This window comes from Petrocella sp., assembly GCF_059865615.1.
In genome coordinates this window covers 1-16,665 of the sequence record NZ_JCBCDA010000072.1, presented here as the reverse complement: position 1 = coordinate 16,665, position 16,665 = coordinate 1, and the positions used below count along the sequence as shown (strand labels likewise).

The following is a 16,665-nucleotide window of genomic DNA, read 5'->3' as shown; positions in this document are numbered from 1 at the left end:
CAAGGATAAAAGCTTAGAGGGTTGACTAAATTTGAAAGTAAAACAGGAGGTAATAAAATGGGAAAAGTCTTAATAATTGGTGCTGGCGGTGTTGCCAATGTGGTTGTACATAAATGCTGTCAAAACCCTGAAGTATTTGAGGAAATATGTATTGCCAGTCGTACAAAATCAAAATGCGACGCAATGAAGGCTGTTCTAGACGGTGGTAAAACAAAGATTACAACAGCACAAATAGATGCAGATGATACAGAAGCATTAATAGAGCTGATCAATGCATATAAACCGGATATGGTTTTAAACGTAGCATTGCCTTACCAAGACTTAACCATCATGGATGCTTGTCTTGCTACCAGTGTTCATTATCTTGATACAGCCAACTATGAACCGCTGGACATACCAAAATTCGAATACAAATGGCAATGGGCCTATAGAGAAAAATTTGAAAAAGCAGGTCTTACAGCCATATTAGGTAGCGGTTTTGATCCTGGTGTTACCGGTGTTTTCTCAGCTTATGCCATGAAGCATTATTTTGATGAGATACATACGATTGATATTCTAGATGCCAATGCTGGTGATCACGGCTATCCTTTTGCAACCAATTTCAATCCTGAGATAAACATTAGAGAAATCACAGCCAGAGGTAGATATTGGGAACAAGGAGAATGGGTTGAAACAGAACCTCTTGAAATCAAACGTGTCTATAACTTTCCTCAAATTGGGGATAAAGACATGTACCTTCTATACCATGAAGAGTTGGAATCTCTGACCCAAAATATTAAAGGTCTTAAGAAAATTCGATTTTTCATGACTTTTTCAGAGAAATATATCACCCACTTAAATGTTCTTGAAAATGTAGGCATGACGTCTATAAAACCGATTATGTATGAAGGCATGGAAATTCAGCCTTTACAATTTTTAAAGGCCATATTACCGGATCCTGCTAGCTTAGGTCCACGAACAAAAGGTAAAACCAATATCGGTTGTATTTTCACAGGAATAAAAGACGGTCAACCTAAGACCTATTATGTTTATAATGTATGTGATCATGAGGCTTGCTTTGCAGAAGTCGGATCACAAGCCATATCCTATACAACTGGGGTACCGGCGATGATTGGGGCCAAGCTTTTGCTTGAAGGTAAATGGAAAAAGCCAGGTGTTTATAATGTTGAAGAAATGGATCCGGATCCATTCATGGAGGAACTGAGTAAACAAGGTCTTCCATGGTTAGAAGACTTTAACCCTACATTGGTAGATTAATATGGATGAGAACAAAGATATGAACAAAGAAATCCATATAAATATCGACTTTAATCAGGTTCCGACACCTTGTTACGTAGTAGATGAACGTTTGCTTCAGAAAAATCTGGATGTACTTGCCCAAGTACAAGAGGAGACAGGGTGTAAGATACTTTTAGCACTTAAGGGATTTTCTATGTATGCCACTTTTCCACAGATTGGGAAAGTGCTTGCGGGTATAACATCCAGCGCATTAAATGAGGCTCGGTTAGGCCATGAAGAAATGGGCAAAGAGGTGCATATTTATGCACCGGCATATAAGGAAAAAGAAATGGATGAAATCTTATCCATTTGTGATCATATTGTATTTAATTCCTTTGACCAGTGGCGTCGTTATAAAGATAAAGTTATGTCTGTTAACCACAAAAAAATTGAATGTGGTATTCGTATTAATCCTGAATACTCTGAGATTAAAACACCTATCTATGATCCTTGCTATATCGGTTCAAGATTAGGTGTGACATTATCCCAGTTTGAACCGGATCAATTAGAAGGTATCGATGGTCTTCATTTTCATACCATGTGTGAACAAAACTCAGACACTTTAGAGCGTACTATGGAAGTGGTTGAAGCCAAGTTTGGCAAGTATTTTCATCAAATGAAATGGATTAATTTTGGTGGCGGTCATCATATTACCAGAGCGGATTATGATGTAGATCGCTTGATTAAGGTTGTAAATAGAATTAAGTCTGCTTATGATGTTCAAGTCTATCTTGAGCCAGGAGAAGCCATTGCTTTAAATACCGGTTTTTTAGTAACGGAAGTGATGGACCTTATAAATAATCAGATGGATTTGGCTATTATTGATGCTTCAGCGGCATGTCATATGCCGGATGTCATCGAGATGCCTTATCGTCCGGAAATCATAGGCGCCAAGAAACCAGGTGAATTACCTTATATATATCGCTTAGGTGGATTAACCTGTTTGGCCGGAGATATTGTTGGTGATTATGCTTTCGAAAAACCCTTAGAAATCGGAGATCGTTTGGTCTTTACAGATATGGCTCATTACACCATGGTCAAGAACAATACTTTTAATGGCGTGAATCTACCCTCGATTGCTTTGGCCAATAATGAAGGCATCAGGATTCTTAAAGATTTTGGATATGAAGATTATAAAAGAAGATTATAATAATAAATTGACATTTCATTATCCTATGGTATCATTAAATACAAATGCAAATGATTTGCAACAAGGAGGATGTTGAAATGAAAACTATTAAATCACTTATACTATTAAGTCTATTCACTTTATTATTTGTGGGTTGTGGACCTAAAGAAACAGAATCTGATATTAAAAATGAAACGAATGAACCAGCAGAAGTAACGGAGGAAGTAGCAGTTGTTTTAGAGCCAATCAAGGTATCTGTACCCATAGGACCCATAGGTGACTTTGTTGAGCAAGTGGGTGGTGACCTTGTATCTGTCAATGTCTTATTACCACCAGGTTCAAGTGAAAGCAATTATCAGCCTTCCCCCAAAGAAATGAATGCACTTGCTGAATCCCAGATTTATTTCAGCGTTGGTATGGGTTCAGAAGTGGCCAACATATTGCCCAACATGACAGCGTTAAATGAAAATCTAAAAGTGGTTCATTTGGATGAAGTAGTGGATTTGGTATATTCGGCTATGTATTTTGAAGACTATGAAGATAATCATATACATGAAGAAGACCACGATCACGGCCATGAAGATGAACATGAGGACGAAAAGGACCATGAACATAGTCATGAAGGTAGAGATCCTCATATGTGGATGTCACCCAAACGTGTCGTAGTTATGATAGAAGCCATACGAGATGAACTCATAGCCTTTGATTCTGACAGTATTCAGATTTTTGAGGAAAACGCTAAAGCCTATATTCAAGAACTAACAGCTTTAGATGAGCAGATTCAAGGATTCATGACAACAGTATCAAATAAGAAATTTATAATTATGCACCCATCTCTGGGTTATTTTGCGGATGACTATGACCTTGAAATGGTTGCCATAGAAGAAGACGGGAAAGCAACGACAGCCAGAAGATTAGGTGAAATCATTGAATTTGCTAAAGCAAATAATATTAAAGTTGTATTGTATCAAAAAGAATTTGACAATCAACAAGCAAAAACATTAGCGGATGAAATCGGTGGTAGTACCATGGTTTTTGAGCCATTATCAAAAGACTATTTAGGTAGTTTAAAAAGTCTTATTGATGTTTTTAAAGCAGTATTAAAATAGAGGTGACAGTATGTCAGGCATACACATTCATAATTTGGAAGTTAAGTATGACCAAGTAACCGCTTTAAAAGACGTTACTTTTGATATCAAAGAAAATGAGTTTTTAGGGATTATTGGACCTAATGGTGGTGGAAAGACAACCTTGATCAAAGCCATATTAGGTCTTATTGAGCCTGCTGTGGGGACAATAACTGTAGATAATCAGGATGTGATTGGTTATGTTCCACAGATGACCACCTTTGACCGTCAATTCCCGATTACAGTTTTGGAAGTCATCTTGATGGGTCATCTGCCAAGAACCATCAAGATTGGACATCGATTTAATGAGCATGATAAAAATCATGCTATGATGGTGATGAAACGCTTAAAGATTGAGCACCTGAGTAAGCGACAGATAGGTCAGCTTTCCGGTGGGCAAATGCAAAGGGTGCTTATTGCGAGAGCCCTTATGAACCATCCGAATATTCTGATTTTAGATGAACCGACAGCCAGTGTAGATGAAAAGACCAAAGAGAGCATATACAGAATGCTGAAAGAACTAAATAAAAACATGACGGTGATTATGATTACCCATGATACAGCGCTTATGTGGCCATATCTAGATAGAGTTATCTATATCAATAAAACTGTTCATCTTCATAATCAGGTTAAAGATGGTAAAACGGCGGAAGCCATGGATACATGCCCTATCGATTGGTTTATTGAAGGTGAAAAAATACAAAAGGAATTACTGATTGGAAAAGGAGCAAAAAAATGATTGAAGCCATACTCAAATACAATTATATGCAAAACGCATTAATGGCAGCAATCTTAACCAGTTTAATCTGCGGTATCATGGGAACAATTATTGTTGAAAAGCGTTTGGTTAGCATGAGTGGTGGCATTGCTCATGCTTCTTTTGGTGGCATTGGCTTAGGTTATTTTTTGGCTATTGAACCGATCATTGGTGGGCTACTTTTTGCCACCATAACCTCGGTTAGTGTTGGTGTCATACAAAGAAAAACAAAAAATAACGCAGACACCATCGTGAGTATGTTTTGGTCAGCGGGAATGGCACTTGGTATTTTCTTTGTAGCATTAACACCAGGTTATCCACCAGACATGACATCTTATCTTTTTGGAGATATTTTAGCTGTTAATCAAACGTATATTCGACTCATGATTATATTAACATTAATCATACTATTTATAATCTTGCCTTTGTTTAATTATTGGAAGCTCTATCTTTTTGATGAAGAGTATGCTAAAATAATGGGCGTTAAGGTGATTTTACTGGAGACGGTACTATATGTATTAATTGCCTTAAGCATTGTTATACTAATCAAGGTAGTAGGTGTCATATTATCTTTGGCCTTATTAACCATACCCCCAACCGTAGCAAAACTATTCACCTATCAACTTAAATGGATGATGGGTTTGTCCGTTTTATTCGGTATCATCTTTAGTTTGATGGGGTTAAGTCTTTCATATTACGTCAATATTCCATCCGGAGCGACGATTATACTGGTATCAATCGGCGGCTATTTTTTGGCGGCTATTACAAAAATAATGTGGCATAAACGCAAACATCCAAAAGGGGATGTTACGGTGTAAATAGAAATAGGAGTAAGTAATGAGTATATTAACAGTGGAAAATGTCAGCCATGATTTTGGTGGCAGAAAAATATTAGAAGACGCATCATTTAGACTCTTAAAAGGTGAACATGTAGGACTTGTGGGTGCCAACGGTGAAGGGAAATCAACTTTTCTTAACATTATCACTGGGAAACTTATGCCAGATGAAGGTAAGATTGAATGGTGTAAACGGATTACAACCGGTTATTTAGATCAGCATACTCTACTTGAAAAAGGTCAAACCATAAGAGATGTTTTGCGTATGGCCTTCAAACATATGTATGAAATGGAAGAGGAAATGTTGTCTATTTATGAAAAGATGGGTGATGCATCTGAAGATGAACTGGTTGAAATGATGGAAGATGTTTCGGAAATCCAACATGATTTGGAGCACCATGGTTTCTATATCATAGACTCTAAGATTGAATCCATAGCCAACGGCCTGGGCCTTGGTAATATAGGACTTGATAAATTAGTAGACGAATTAAGCGGTGGACAACGGACAAAAGTCTTATTAACGAAATTGTTGCTTGAAGCACCTATGATTCTCATACTGGATGAGCCTACTAACTATCTGGATGTAGAGCACATTGAATGGCTAAAAAATTATTTAATCAATTATGAGAACGCATTTATTCTTGTTTCTCATGATGTGCCTTTTATGAATGCGGTTACTAACATTATATACCACGTTGAAGGTGCTGATTTGACAAGATACGTTGGCGACTATGAGAACTTTATTCGTATGTATGATTTGAAAAAACGTCAAGTTGAACAAGCCTATGATAAACAACAAAAAGAAATCAAAAAATTGGAGGATTTTGTTGCAAGAAATAAAGCCAGAGTAGCCACATCCAATATGGCCAAGTCCCGTCAGAAGAAGTTGGATAAAATGGATGTGATCGAGTTGGTTAAAGAAAAAGTAAAGCCTAATTTTGCTTTCAAGGATACTAGAGCTTCAAGTAAGTTCGTTATTGAGGCTCAAGATTTGATAATCGGCTATGATGCGCCCCTAACTTCTCCTCTAAATATACAATTAGAACGAGGACAGAAGATTGCCATCAAGGGTGTCAATGGACTTGGCAAATCCACTTTACTAAAAACGCTACTGGGCAAACTAAAGCCTGTTGGAGGTAAAGTGATTCTTGGAGATTATTTGTCGCCAGGTTATTTTGAACAAGAGGCAATAAGAAACACGGATAACACCGCCCTTGAAGAAATATGGTCAAGCTATCCGTCGATGACCAATGCAGAAGTAAGAGCTGCATTAGCCAGATGTGGTTTAACCACAGAGCATATAACCAGTAAAATGATGGTGCTAAGCGGTGGTGAAAACGCTAAGGTAAGGTTATGTAAGCTTATGTTGGAAGAATTGAACTGGTTAGTGCTTGATGAGCCAACCAACCATTTGGATGTGGCTGCAAAAGCCTCTCTTAAGCAAGCTTTAATAGATTTTAAAGGCACTATTATCTTGGTGAGTCATGAACCTGAATTTTATCAAGATTGGGTAACAGACGTTTGGAATGTTGAAGACTGGACAACGAAGGTCGTATAAAGAATAAATCCAAACTATAACCTAAAATCCTGTTATAAGTCAAACGTCAAACTTCAAGGTAGCAAGACCGTCCGCTTTATCGATAGCTTTAAGTTGGCTTTCTTGTTTATCTATAATGAAAATGAAAAAAGAATGAAGTCCAGTCATCATTTTTTAGGGTCAACGTAATTCTCAGGTATTAGGATGGCATACATGAGTGGTATAAAAACCAAAGTCAGTAACGTCGATACCAGTAGGCCAAAAACCAGTGCTACAGCCATAGGTTTAAACAACTCACTATTGGACAGTAACAAAGGTATGAGTCCGGAAATGGTAGTAATAGTAGAAAGCACAATAGGGCGTAAACGAATGCCAGAGGCCTCTTTTGCAGCTTCTTCTATGCTATTTCCTTCTCTACATTTAATGTTAATATAATCAATCAATACAATAGCGTTATTGACTACGATACCGATTAAACTAATAATACCAATAAGCCCTGTAAAAGAGATGGGCTGATTCATAAGAAACAGTCCGAAAAGTGCACCTGCAGAGGATAAAGGTACGGTAATCAGAACAATAAAGGGTTGTCGCATATCTTTGAACTGGAATAATAGAATCAGGTAAATGGCAAAAACAGCAAATACAGCAGCACTGCCTGCACTTCCAAAATTCTCCTTAATCAATTCAGCTTCACCATCAAAACTATAAGTTACATCTTTGAAATCTACATTTGAAAGCTTTAGGTATAGGTCTTCAAGAATGAGAGCCCTCTGATAACCTAGATAGATATCGCTATATAAGGAGATGGAATATTCACCCTTATATTTTTTTATAGTGGGTTGTTTTTCAACCAATTCAATAGTTCCAATGTCTTTTAATAAATATTTATGACCACTTACACTGGATTTTATCATAAGGTTTTCAATATCACCAAGTTGTCTACCATTACCTCTAAGGCGAATATCGTATTCTTTCCCCCCACTTCTATATGTGGAAGCTTCCCGTCCCCTTAGGGCGATACTAACCTCATTGAGAACATCGTATTTTAATAGTCCTAAATAGGAGAGTTCATTTTGATTTAATTTGATTTCATATTCCAGTTTTTTTCCATCATAGTCAGTTCGAATATTTTTGGTGCCTTCAATACTTTCTAGTAATGATTTCACTTCAGAAACAGTATCATAGATTGTATCAAAATCACTGCCGGTAAAGCGAAGCGCAATCGGCGCTTCGCTGGGAAAAGCATTTTCTAGCTCTTTAACAGTGGCTTTGCCGCCTAAAAGTCGTTCATCGATTTTTGATTGAAGGTATTCAGCGTATGGCGTATTTTTGCTATAAGGGGTTTGACTAAGGTCCACTCGAAACATAATCTGGGCGTTTTGAGGCAGTTGGGTATAGATGTTCATGGCTGTGAAGAACTTGGGTATGCCACCACCAATGGCTGTGGTGTAGGAGATAACCCCTTTTTCATGAGCTAATAGGGCCTCTACTTGATCGGAAATGGTTTCTGTTGTTTCCAAATCAATAATTTTTTCGGAGACGATATCTACATACATAATATTCTTATCTGCTTTTGGGAAAAAAATAACTTCCAAGAAGAGCAGTGTACTCCCTAGCAAAGCAATGATAGCAATAACACTTAGGACACTTAAGATTTTATGGTGCATCATACGGTCTAACATCTTATACCCGAATCTTGAATGGGCATGTTCTTTTCTATTTTTGCTGGGCTTAAAAAACATATAAGCCAGTACCGGTGTAACAAATACCGCAATAATAAAGGAGGATATTAAAGCTATAATCACCACCAAAGGTAATCCGAGTATATAATCACCTACAATGGAGTTCAAAAATAATAAGGGTGAAAGGGTTGCAATGGTGGTTAAGGTAGAAGTGAAAATGGGTATGAGGACTTCTTTTGCACCGGTTTCACAGGCCATCAGTCTATCCATACCTTCGTCCAATTTATTCTGAATTGAATCACTTACAACGATTGCATTGTCAACAAGCATACCAAGTGCAACGATTAAAGCAATAATGGACACTTGATGAATGGGTGTGTCTACAATAGGCATAACAATAAAAGTCATAATGATGGCAAGTGGGATAGCCGTTGATACGATGATGGCATTTCTAAAGCCCATACCAATAAAGACAACCAGTATAACCAGGATAATACCTTGTAGTAGGTTCAGCATAAACTCATTTAAGGAAACATTAACATCCTCTGGTTGAAAGATGACTTCATTAAATAATAAATCCTCAGGCATGTCCTTCTTAATGGCTTCAATCGTAGCTCGAACATCCTTACCAATAATTAATACATTTTCATCTTGTTTAAAGTAACCACTAAGCAAAATGGCATTTTGGCCATTGTCTTTATAGTGAATCTCGTTTTCCCGCTCAACCATATCAACGCTTGCTATATCTTTAAGACGAAGAACAGAGTAATCTACATCCGACATACCGATGACGATGTTTTCTATTTCAGTCAATGATTCGAAGGAACCGGTTATATTTAGAGCGATTTTACTGGATTCATTTTCTATAAGGCCGGAAGGTATTTCTAGATTTTGACTTCTAAGAAGTTCCAATAAGTCCTGATAAGACAGACCAAGACGGTTGAATTGCCTATAATCGACAGTCACTTGAACCTCACGAGCAATCTCACCCATGAGTTCAAAACGTGTAACCCCTTGAATGTCTGCTAGGCGTTTTATAATCAGTTCACCGTATTCACCAAGTTCCTCATAAGTATAATCACCACCGGATAAAGCAATAATGAGACCGGTGGTCTCAGCTAAATTGGTTGCAACTTGAATATCATGACATTCAGGTGGCAAATCAGACTGTAATTGCTGCATTTTTGTACCTAAATCTGCCCAAACTTTATCAATATCTTTACCATACTCAATTTGGAGGACAATGGTAGAGACGCTGTTGTTTGAGTAAGAGATACTGAAACTATAACCTTCAATGGTTTTGATTTCCTTTTCTATTTTACTTGTAACAAGGTTATCCACATTTTCTTGAGAAGCACCGGGATAAATCGTTGTAATAATTGCAACAAAGGGTGTGACGTTTGGTGACTCCTGTTTTGGCATATGATAATAGCTGTATATGCCAAGTAGTATAATAAGCAGAATAAAAAGAAGCAAAATTTTACGATTAACAATAACCGATTTAATCATCGTCTTTCACCTCATTTACTACTGAAATAATTGTTCCATCCTTAATTTTTTTTATATTTTGAAGAATCAATGCATCACCCACATCCAAGCCGGATACCATGATGTGATCATCTAGTATTTCTTCAATAATGATATTCTTGCGACGTGCCTCATGGACCACTTGAACATAAACGTATGTCTCTCCATCTACGATAACGGATTCTATTGGAATCAATATACCTTCTTTTTGGCCAACTATAATCTCACATTCAACAATCTCACCCATAAGAAAATCTTGCTCATTTAGTGATACCTCTAGTTGGTAGAGGTGGGTGGTCAAATCAGGGATATTGGATTTTCTAGAAACCACGCCATCCATTGTTTTTGTATTTTTCAAAATGCGGACATTGTCGCCTAGTTCAATTTTCGCGTAGTCTTCCTGGGTGATCCCAAGGGCTACGACGGCTCCATCTTTTCGAATGTGAATCACCGGTTGGCCTGCAGGAACTAAAGTGTTAACTTCATAGGGCAGACTGACCACGGTACCGGTAATTGAAGATATAAGGGATGCATCTTCAATTAAGGCTGCTTTTTGATCATACATGATTTTGGCTTGTTGGTACCGGCTATAGTATAGATCCAACAGTGATGGATCCGTTCCTTCCATGACGGTTATATAAGCTTGATTGGCGGTCTCATAATCATTTTGAGCCATTGTTGTGTCAAGAACCACTTGATCATAATCCTTTTTTGATAAAATACCTTCATCATAAAGTAGCTTCATTTCACCTAAGGTATTTAATTTAAAGTCATAGACTTCTTTAGCTTTTTCAAGTGCCAGACGTGCTTGTTTAACCTCTTGAGGTGTTGGGCCTTTTTTTGCCAGCTGATACTGAGCATAAGCGCCTTCCATGGCTTGCCTAGCCCCATCAAGCTCATAAGTGATATCGACAGTATCCAGCGTAATCAATGTTTCACCTGCTCCTATAAGGTCACCTTCTTTAACATGGATTGTCTTTATCTTACCAGGACTTTTAAAGCTTAATGATTGTATGCCATCGGATTGAACGGCGCCAATATAGGATAGGACTTCCTCATATACAGTTATTTCTATGGGCATAATGGTAACTGGAATAATGGATTCAGTTTCTTCAACCATTTTCTTTAACTTGGTTTGATTTCTTTGTACAACAATAATAGCAATAATGGAGGCGATTACGGCAAAAACAATAAGCACCTTCGTTATTTTTTTCCACTTCATGGTACGCCTCCTATTCGCAGATACCTTTTAATAAATAACCATATGCAGTTTTACTTTTTTCTACAAAACGCTCACCGGTATAACCTAAACGGATAAATTCTGTACTAATGCCGCGCAAACAATTAAAGAGTAATTCAACATCAATATCAGCTCTTAGATGACTACGTTCTCTCACTAACTCAAATAGTTCAGCTAGAAGCCATCGCATTTCATTAATCTGATTCTCAATACGTGGTCCGTTTCCGGGAAATTCTATTAAGACTTCTTTTAAGTATTTTCCGTGTAAGTTGGAAAAGGTCAGAAGAAAGGTATCAATTAAGTCTTCAATCATAATGGTATCAGCTTCTGTTTTCAATCTCTTTTTTAGATGATGTTGTAATTCATCCATATCTCTATAGATAACGCTCAAAACGGCTTCTTTTTTTGAACCAATAATCTTATAAAGTGTATTCTTGGCAAGGCCGGAAGCCATAGCCAACTGATCCATACTCCATCCCTTGACGCCTTTTTCATTTAATAGTGTCTTTGTGTTGTCCAGTATTAACTCAAATATATGTTCATTATTGTATTTCAAATCATCACCTCTTTATACTAATATAGTATATTCGGTATAAAAAAGCAAGAGAGATACATGTTAATTTGGATGACAGCCATCTTAACAACAAAGGTTCAAAAAATAAAAACGAATTAGTATCCAATAACAAAGAAAAAATTTATATAAACAGTATCTGCTTGTTAATATTTTATCTATCACTAAAGATTTTATATAATCAGTGGTCCAGTGCCCTGATGATTGACTTTGCTATGTTCTCGACATTACTCAAAAAAGGTTGTATAAATTCCCTCAAACTCATATATGAAATAATAGTTTAATCCATCTATTGTTAAAAATAATATTCAATTGTGATTGATAATATAAACGTAAGCCATTTAATCTCATCTACTAAAAACAAGCGTTCCTACATTCCAACAATAAAAAGCAAATATAATAGTGTTAAACAACTAAAATACTAATAAAAAGCAAAATAAAAAAAGGCCATTTTACCGGCTGTCTTTGCTGATACTATTTAAATAGTCAATAACATCTGTAAAAGAACACACAAAAGACACAATTATCAGGATTTATATTGATATATTAGTAGACGTAAGTATACTGCAATGTTTGTACTCGAAAGTGTGGTAAATACAATTAGCTTTAATAAAGAACTGGTTGGTGGCTAGTTAGATCTTTCAGGTGAAGGCTTTCTTTTTACTAGTAGTTGATATATAAGCATATAAGAAAATGGAATACAAGTAGTAAGCTTTGTATAAAGCTTACAGAGTTTTCGCTATTAGAAAATAAAAAAATTCATAGCTTTACGCGGGGAGTTAAATGGGTTAAACTGAATCTTAATAAAGTATGATGACGCTTGCGTCGCATAGGAGGGGATTATGAAATTTAATAAAGAGAACTGTTTCATTTTTTTATCGGGTATAATCCTGCTTTCTTCATGTGTATTGGCAACTGGATTATATAGTATCAACATGTATAATAGCTTAACAGGTGAACTATATAGACCAATTAGTTTAGGCTATATCCTGAGTTTTATCATTATTGTGTTTGGAGTTATACTTATGCTTGAAAGAAAAAGTAAGTTATAGCATGAAATGATAACTTAATAAAAGTTGTAATGGTCAGTTGACACAAGTTTTTTATACTAAATTAATGAAAAAGGCTGAATTGTAAGAATAAAATCTAAAAAGTTGGCGGATTTAATGTTTAATTATTCTGTTAATTCAGATGAATCAGAAAGTTTTAACAACAAATTCTAACTTGAAGGAAAGGTGTATAATCAAGGGTTGGGGTCAAATAGAATTACAATAGATGGATTAGACAAAAGAGGCTATTCTTCTCTTGATTATACAATTATAAAGGGTCAGGTTGATAATATAAGTGGAATTTTCGGATTTGATGACAACACTAAAATCAAACCCAATAGCAAACTTATTATTTTGGCTGATGGAAAAATCACTTTTGAGAGTAAGTATATTAATGACAGTACAAACAGTATAGAAATAAATACAGATATAAAAAAAGAAACCAAAGTAATTACTTTTAGATTTGAAACAGAAATAAAATCAGATGTTATACCATCTATTTTATTTGTTGATATTAAAGCAAGAAAATCATCTTAATTTTAGAAGGACAGTTCTTTCGGTTAAATTAGATTCTAGTAGTCATAATCGTAGGCTCCTTCGTTAATGTTTAAATGCCATCATAGAAAAAAGAAGCCACCCATAAACTTTTGGCGGCTTCTTTCTTGTTTTATGCTTCTATTTTCAGTAGAGCATTAACTTTGTCGATGTCTCTTTTACGCTGAACAATCGGTGTAGCATCTTGTTGATATAACCAAGTACGATTGTTGAAAGATACTTTGTTTTTATTCTGATAAATGACACCTAATGCGAATTTCTCTGTGTCTAAGGCTTTTTTCATGGCTAACTCAAAATCACTTGGGTCATAACCTTCTTCTAGTGGATAACTATGTTCTTTATACCACTTAAATGTATTGATCTTATTAAAAGTAACACAGGGATGAAGAACATCAACGAGGGCATAGCCTTCATGATTAAAAGCGGCCTTTAGTATTTTCTTAAGTCCTTCCATGTCACCGGAGAAAGCTCTGGCAACAAAAGTAGCACCAAGGGTCATGGCTACAGGTAAAGGATTAATAGGGTCGTTGATGACACCGTTGACTTGGACAGGGGTCTTGAATTCTAAGGGACTGGTCGGTGCCGCTTGTCCTTTAGTTAAGCCATAGACCATGTTGTCATGGACGATGTGAACAATATCCGGATTACGCCTGACATTGTGGATAAAATGGTTACCGCCTTCACCATACATATCCCCGTCACCGCCTTCTGCAATGACCGTTAGATGTGGGTTGGCTGCTTTTATAGCGACGGCTACCGGTAGACCTCTACCATGAAGACCGTTGAAATAATTGGTATTAATGTATTGGGGCATTTTAGCCGCTTGACCGATACCGGAGGCCATGACCACTTGGGTTGGATTTAAGTCCATTTCTTGCAGGGTTTCTATTAAGACCTTACGGATAGAGAAATTCCCACAACCGGGGCACCATGCTATATCTGTTGATTGATCCATTTCAAAATGCTTCATGATTATACCTCCTTCATATAGGCAACAACTTCTTCAATAGAAAAAGGTTCGCCATTGTATTTTAATAGATTATGGTCCACGGTAACGCCAAGTTCTAATAAAAGGATTTTGGAGAATTGAGCCGATGCATTGTTCTCGACGTTGATGATGGTATCTGCTTGATCAAAGTATTTTTTAATATCTTGATGGAGTGGGAAAGGTTGCTTTATATATAAATAAGCGGTTTCACCATCACCGTACTGGTCTACATATTCTTTGAGAACACCATAAGTTGAACCCCAACCGACAATGAGCTTCTTATAAGACTCTGGACCGATTAATTCAGGGTACTGATAGTCTGCCATAAGTAAGTCTTTTTTAGATAAACGTTTTTCATTCATTTGAATCCTAACATCAAAAGATTCGGTGATGGTACCTTCTTCAACATGTTCATCACTATCACACTTGACCAGTCCGTCGCCAAAACCCGGAATGGATCTAGGAGAAAGACCATCTTCTGTTAGGGTATATCTTTTATAATCTTCTGTACTTTTAACAATCGAAGATTCCAGGTATTTTGCATCCAACTCAAAAGGTGCCATCTGGAATTTGGAGTCTACTAAGAATTGATCTGTTAATAAAAAAGTAGGCACTTGATATTTATCAGCAAAGTAGAAGGCTTTTTGAGCCAGTTCTACAGCATCTCTCATATGTCCGGGTGAGAATATTATACGGGGGAATTCACCATGACCGGCATAGACCGCTAAGTTTAAGTCTTCCTGAGCGGTTCTTGTAGGTAAACCTGTACCCGGACCAGGTCTTTGTGCGATATGTGCAACACATGGTATTTCTGTAATACCGGATAAACTCACGGCTTCTTCCATAAGGGCAAATCCGCCACCAGAGGTCGTGGTCAAAGCTCTTGCACCGGCATACCAAGCGCCAATGTTCATGTTAAGGGCCGCAATTTCATCTTCAGCTTGTTCTACAAAAATACCGAAGTCATTGGATTTGCCAGCCAAATAGGTGAGTAAACCGGTACCTGGGGACATAGGATAAGCCGATATGAAATTGCATCCACCGCCAAGAGCGCCAATGCCAAGAGCTTCATTACCGGAGAGTACCATAAGGGGTTCATCGTCTCGGGTCTGCAAATCATGATGCTCTTGATAAGCCTGTCCCAGTTCATAACCGGTCTTAAAGGCTTCAATATTACCATTTTGGACTTTATCATTCTTGTGTGAAAAGCGCTCATTAATTAAAGCGTGACAATAATCCTGATCTAGAGCCAGCATACCGGCAATATGGCCAAACAGTACTGTATTACCAAAAAGAACACTTCCTGCTTCCGTCGCATAATCATTCAGTGTAAAAGGCACAAAAGTACCAACTAATTGGTCCCGTTCTTCATTACTAAGAAAATCTTCTTCACCAAAAATCTTAGAATCATCAGAAACTCTTTTTGTAACACGATAAAAGCTATGATTGTTGAGCAGATAGAGGAAATCGATATGTGACCTATAAGCAGCAACAGGAGCGTTGCTAATACGAATTTCCAAAGTGTTGTTACCGCCTCTTACGCGGCTCATGACTTCTTGAGTAGCAAATACATAATATGATTTTGAAATGGCCTTAACCAAAAAATCTTCTAAGGTTTGAAGGCCTTGTCCGGCTTCGCCAGATAAAACGATAGATAGTTCTTGTTTCATGCTCGTACCTCCTAAAGTAAAATATTGTCCGACTACGTCAAGTCGAAAGATTATTGATAAATCCAGTTAAATATATAGTAAAAGATATGGTAATTGAAATTAATTATCAGTTAATTACAATTATAGTCGAGCACGATTGGAAATGCAACCCATTAGAAAAAGAAAAAGGGTTTATGATTATTATTTATTTCTAAGCCTTATTTCCTTAGATCAGGTTTTTTATTAGTTTTACTTCGGATAAACATCACAAAGTAATATTGTATATGCCATATGACTAGTTAAGGCTAACAGTAATACCAAAGTAGCCAACACCGACCATGAAGTTCCTGGAAGCAGGTCTGTATGGTGGAGCAAGTCAGCATGGATGCTGACCGTCGACTTTTGGTGCATGGATGCACCAATCGGAGACCGTAATCATACAGTCTGTGGAAGGGTTTTCATGGGACCCCTCTAAAAAATACATTTGTATCATAATAGTATTTAATACAATATATGGTTAAGGCGTCAAAACTATATAGTTGAACTTTCACCTACCATATGTAGTTATGAATGTATCAACGTAATCTACATATGGTAGGCGAATTTAGTGAAACTTAGTTTTGACCCTTTAACCATATATAAAAAAAACAGGATTCAAGCGATACTCACTTAGAAACCTGTTTTCATATTTATCTTAGACCGTAGTCATATATCCAGTGGAAGGGTTTTCATGGGACCCT

At 36.8% G+C, this 16,665-nt stretch carries 13 protein-coding genes; 8 read left to right on the top strand and 5 right to left on the bottom strand.

Annotation, left to right across the window (positions count from 1 at the left end):
* Positions 1-57 precede the first annotated feature (57 nt).
* The 6 genes from AC6F8J_RS08555 to AC6F8J_RS08530 all read left to right on the top strand — a co-directional run bounded on the left by AC6F8J_RS08555 (position 58) and on the right by AC6F8J_RS08530 (position 6,685).
* A complete protein-coding gene (locus tag AC6F8J_RS08555) occupies positions 58-1,257 on the top strand; it encodes a saccharopine dehydrogenase C-terminal domain-containing protein (protein WP_500722557.1) in 1,200 nt (399 codons plus the stop codon).
* Position 1,258: 1 nt separating this feature from the next.
* A complete protein-coding gene (gene nspC / locus AC6F8J_RS08550; protein ID WP_500722555.1) occupies positions 1,259-2,428 on the top strand; it encodes a carboxynorspermidine decarboxylase in 1,170 nt (389 codons plus the stop codon).
* Between the two features lie 77 nt (positions 2,429-2,505).
* A complete protein-coding gene (locus tag AC6F8J_RS08545) occupies positions 2,506-3,516 on the top strand; it encodes a metal ABC transporter solute-binding protein, Zn/Mn family (protein ID WP_500722553.1) in 1,011 nt (336 codons plus the stop codon).
* A gap of 10 nt (positions 3,517-3,526) precedes the next feature.
* Positions 3,527-4,273 (top strand): ATP-binding cassette domain-containing protein, encoded by a 747-nt coding sequence (locus AC6F8J_RS08540; RefSeq protein WP_500722551.1) that lies wholly within the window; start codon positions 3,527-3,529, stop codon positions 4,271-4,273.
* Positions 4,270-5,109, top strand: coding sequence for an iron chelate uptake ABC transporter family permease subunit (locus tag AC6F8J_RS08535; protein ID WP_500722549.1), 840 nt, complete (start codon positions 4,270-4,272; stop codon positions 5,107-5,109). Before AC6F8J_RS08540 ends, AC6F8J_RS08535 begins: the two co-directional genes overlap by 4 nt.
* A 19-nt stretch (positions 5,110-5,128) precedes the next feature.
* On the top strand, positions 5,129-6,685 hold the full coding sequence (locus AC6F8J_RS08530) for an ATP-binding cassette domain-containing protein (protein WP_500722547.1): 1,557 nt from the start codon (positions 5,129-5,131) through the stop codon (positions 6,683-6,685).
* Positions 6,686-6,831: 146 nt separating this feature from the next.
* Here AC6F8J_RS08530 and AC6F8J_RS08525 read toward each other — a convergent pair whose 3' ends face one another.
* The 3 genes from AC6F8J_RS08525 to AC6F8J_RS08515 are packed head-to-tail and all read right to left on the bottom strand — an operon-like array spanning position 6,832 to position 11,669.
* A complete protein-coding gene (locus AC6F8J_RS08525) occupies positions 6,832-9,855 on the bottom strand; it encodes an efflux RND transporter permease subunit (protein WP_500722545.1) in 3,024 nt (1,007 codons plus the stop codon).
* A complete protein-coding gene (locus tag AC6F8J_RS08520; protein WP_500722543.1) occupies positions 9,848-11,095 on the bottom strand; it encodes an efflux RND transporter periplasmic adaptor subunit in 1,248 nt (415 codons plus the stop codon). The genes AC6F8J_RS08525 and AC6F8J_RS08520 overlap by 8 nt, the downstream gene beginning before the upstream one ends.
* Positions 11,096-11,105: 10 nt before the next feature.
* Positions 11,106-11,669 carry a TetR/AcrR family transcriptional regulator gene (locus AC6F8J_RS08515; protein ID WP_500722541.1) on the bottom strand — a complete coding sequence of 188 codons (564 nt, stop codon included), beginning with the start codon at positions 11,667-11,669 and terminating at the stop codon, positions 11,106-11,108.
* An 857-nt stretch (positions 11,670-12,526) separates the two neighbouring features.
* Between AC6F8J_RS08515 and AC6F8J_RS08510 the strand changes: the two genes are divergently transcribed.
* Positions 12,527-12,736, top strand: coding sequence for a hypothetical protein (locus AC6F8J_RS08510; RefSeq protein WP_275841665.1), 210 nt, complete (start codon positions 12,527-12,529; stop codon positions 12,734-12,736).
* Between the two features lie 183 nt (positions 12,737-12,919).
* Positions 12,920-13,270, top strand: a complete 351-nt coding sequence (locus AC6F8J_RS08505) for an NPCBM/NEW2 domain-containing protein (protein WP_500722539.1) — start codon at positions 12,920-12,922, stop codon at positions 13,268-13,270.
* 130 nt (positions 13,271-13,400) lie between these two features.
* Here the strand turns inward: AC6F8J_RS08505 and AC6F8J_RS08500 are convergent, their stop codons facing one another.
* Positions 13,401-14,258: a thiamine pyrophosphate-dependent enzyme gene (locus tag AC6F8J_RS08500; protein WP_500722537.1), complete on the bottom strand. Its 858-nt coding sequence runs from the start codon at positions 14,256-14,258 to the stop codon at positions 13,401-13,403.
* 2 nt (positions 14,259-14,260) lie between these two features.
* The gene (locus AC6F8J_RS08495; RefSeq protein ID WP_500722535.1) at positions 14,261-15,946 is read right to left on the bottom strand and encodes a 2-oxoacid:acceptor oxidoreductase subunit alpha; all 1,686 of its coding nucleotides are present in this window, start codon (positions 15,944-15,946) and stop codon (positions 14,261-14,263) included.
* Between the last annotated feature and the right edge of the window lie 719 nt (positions 15,947-16,665).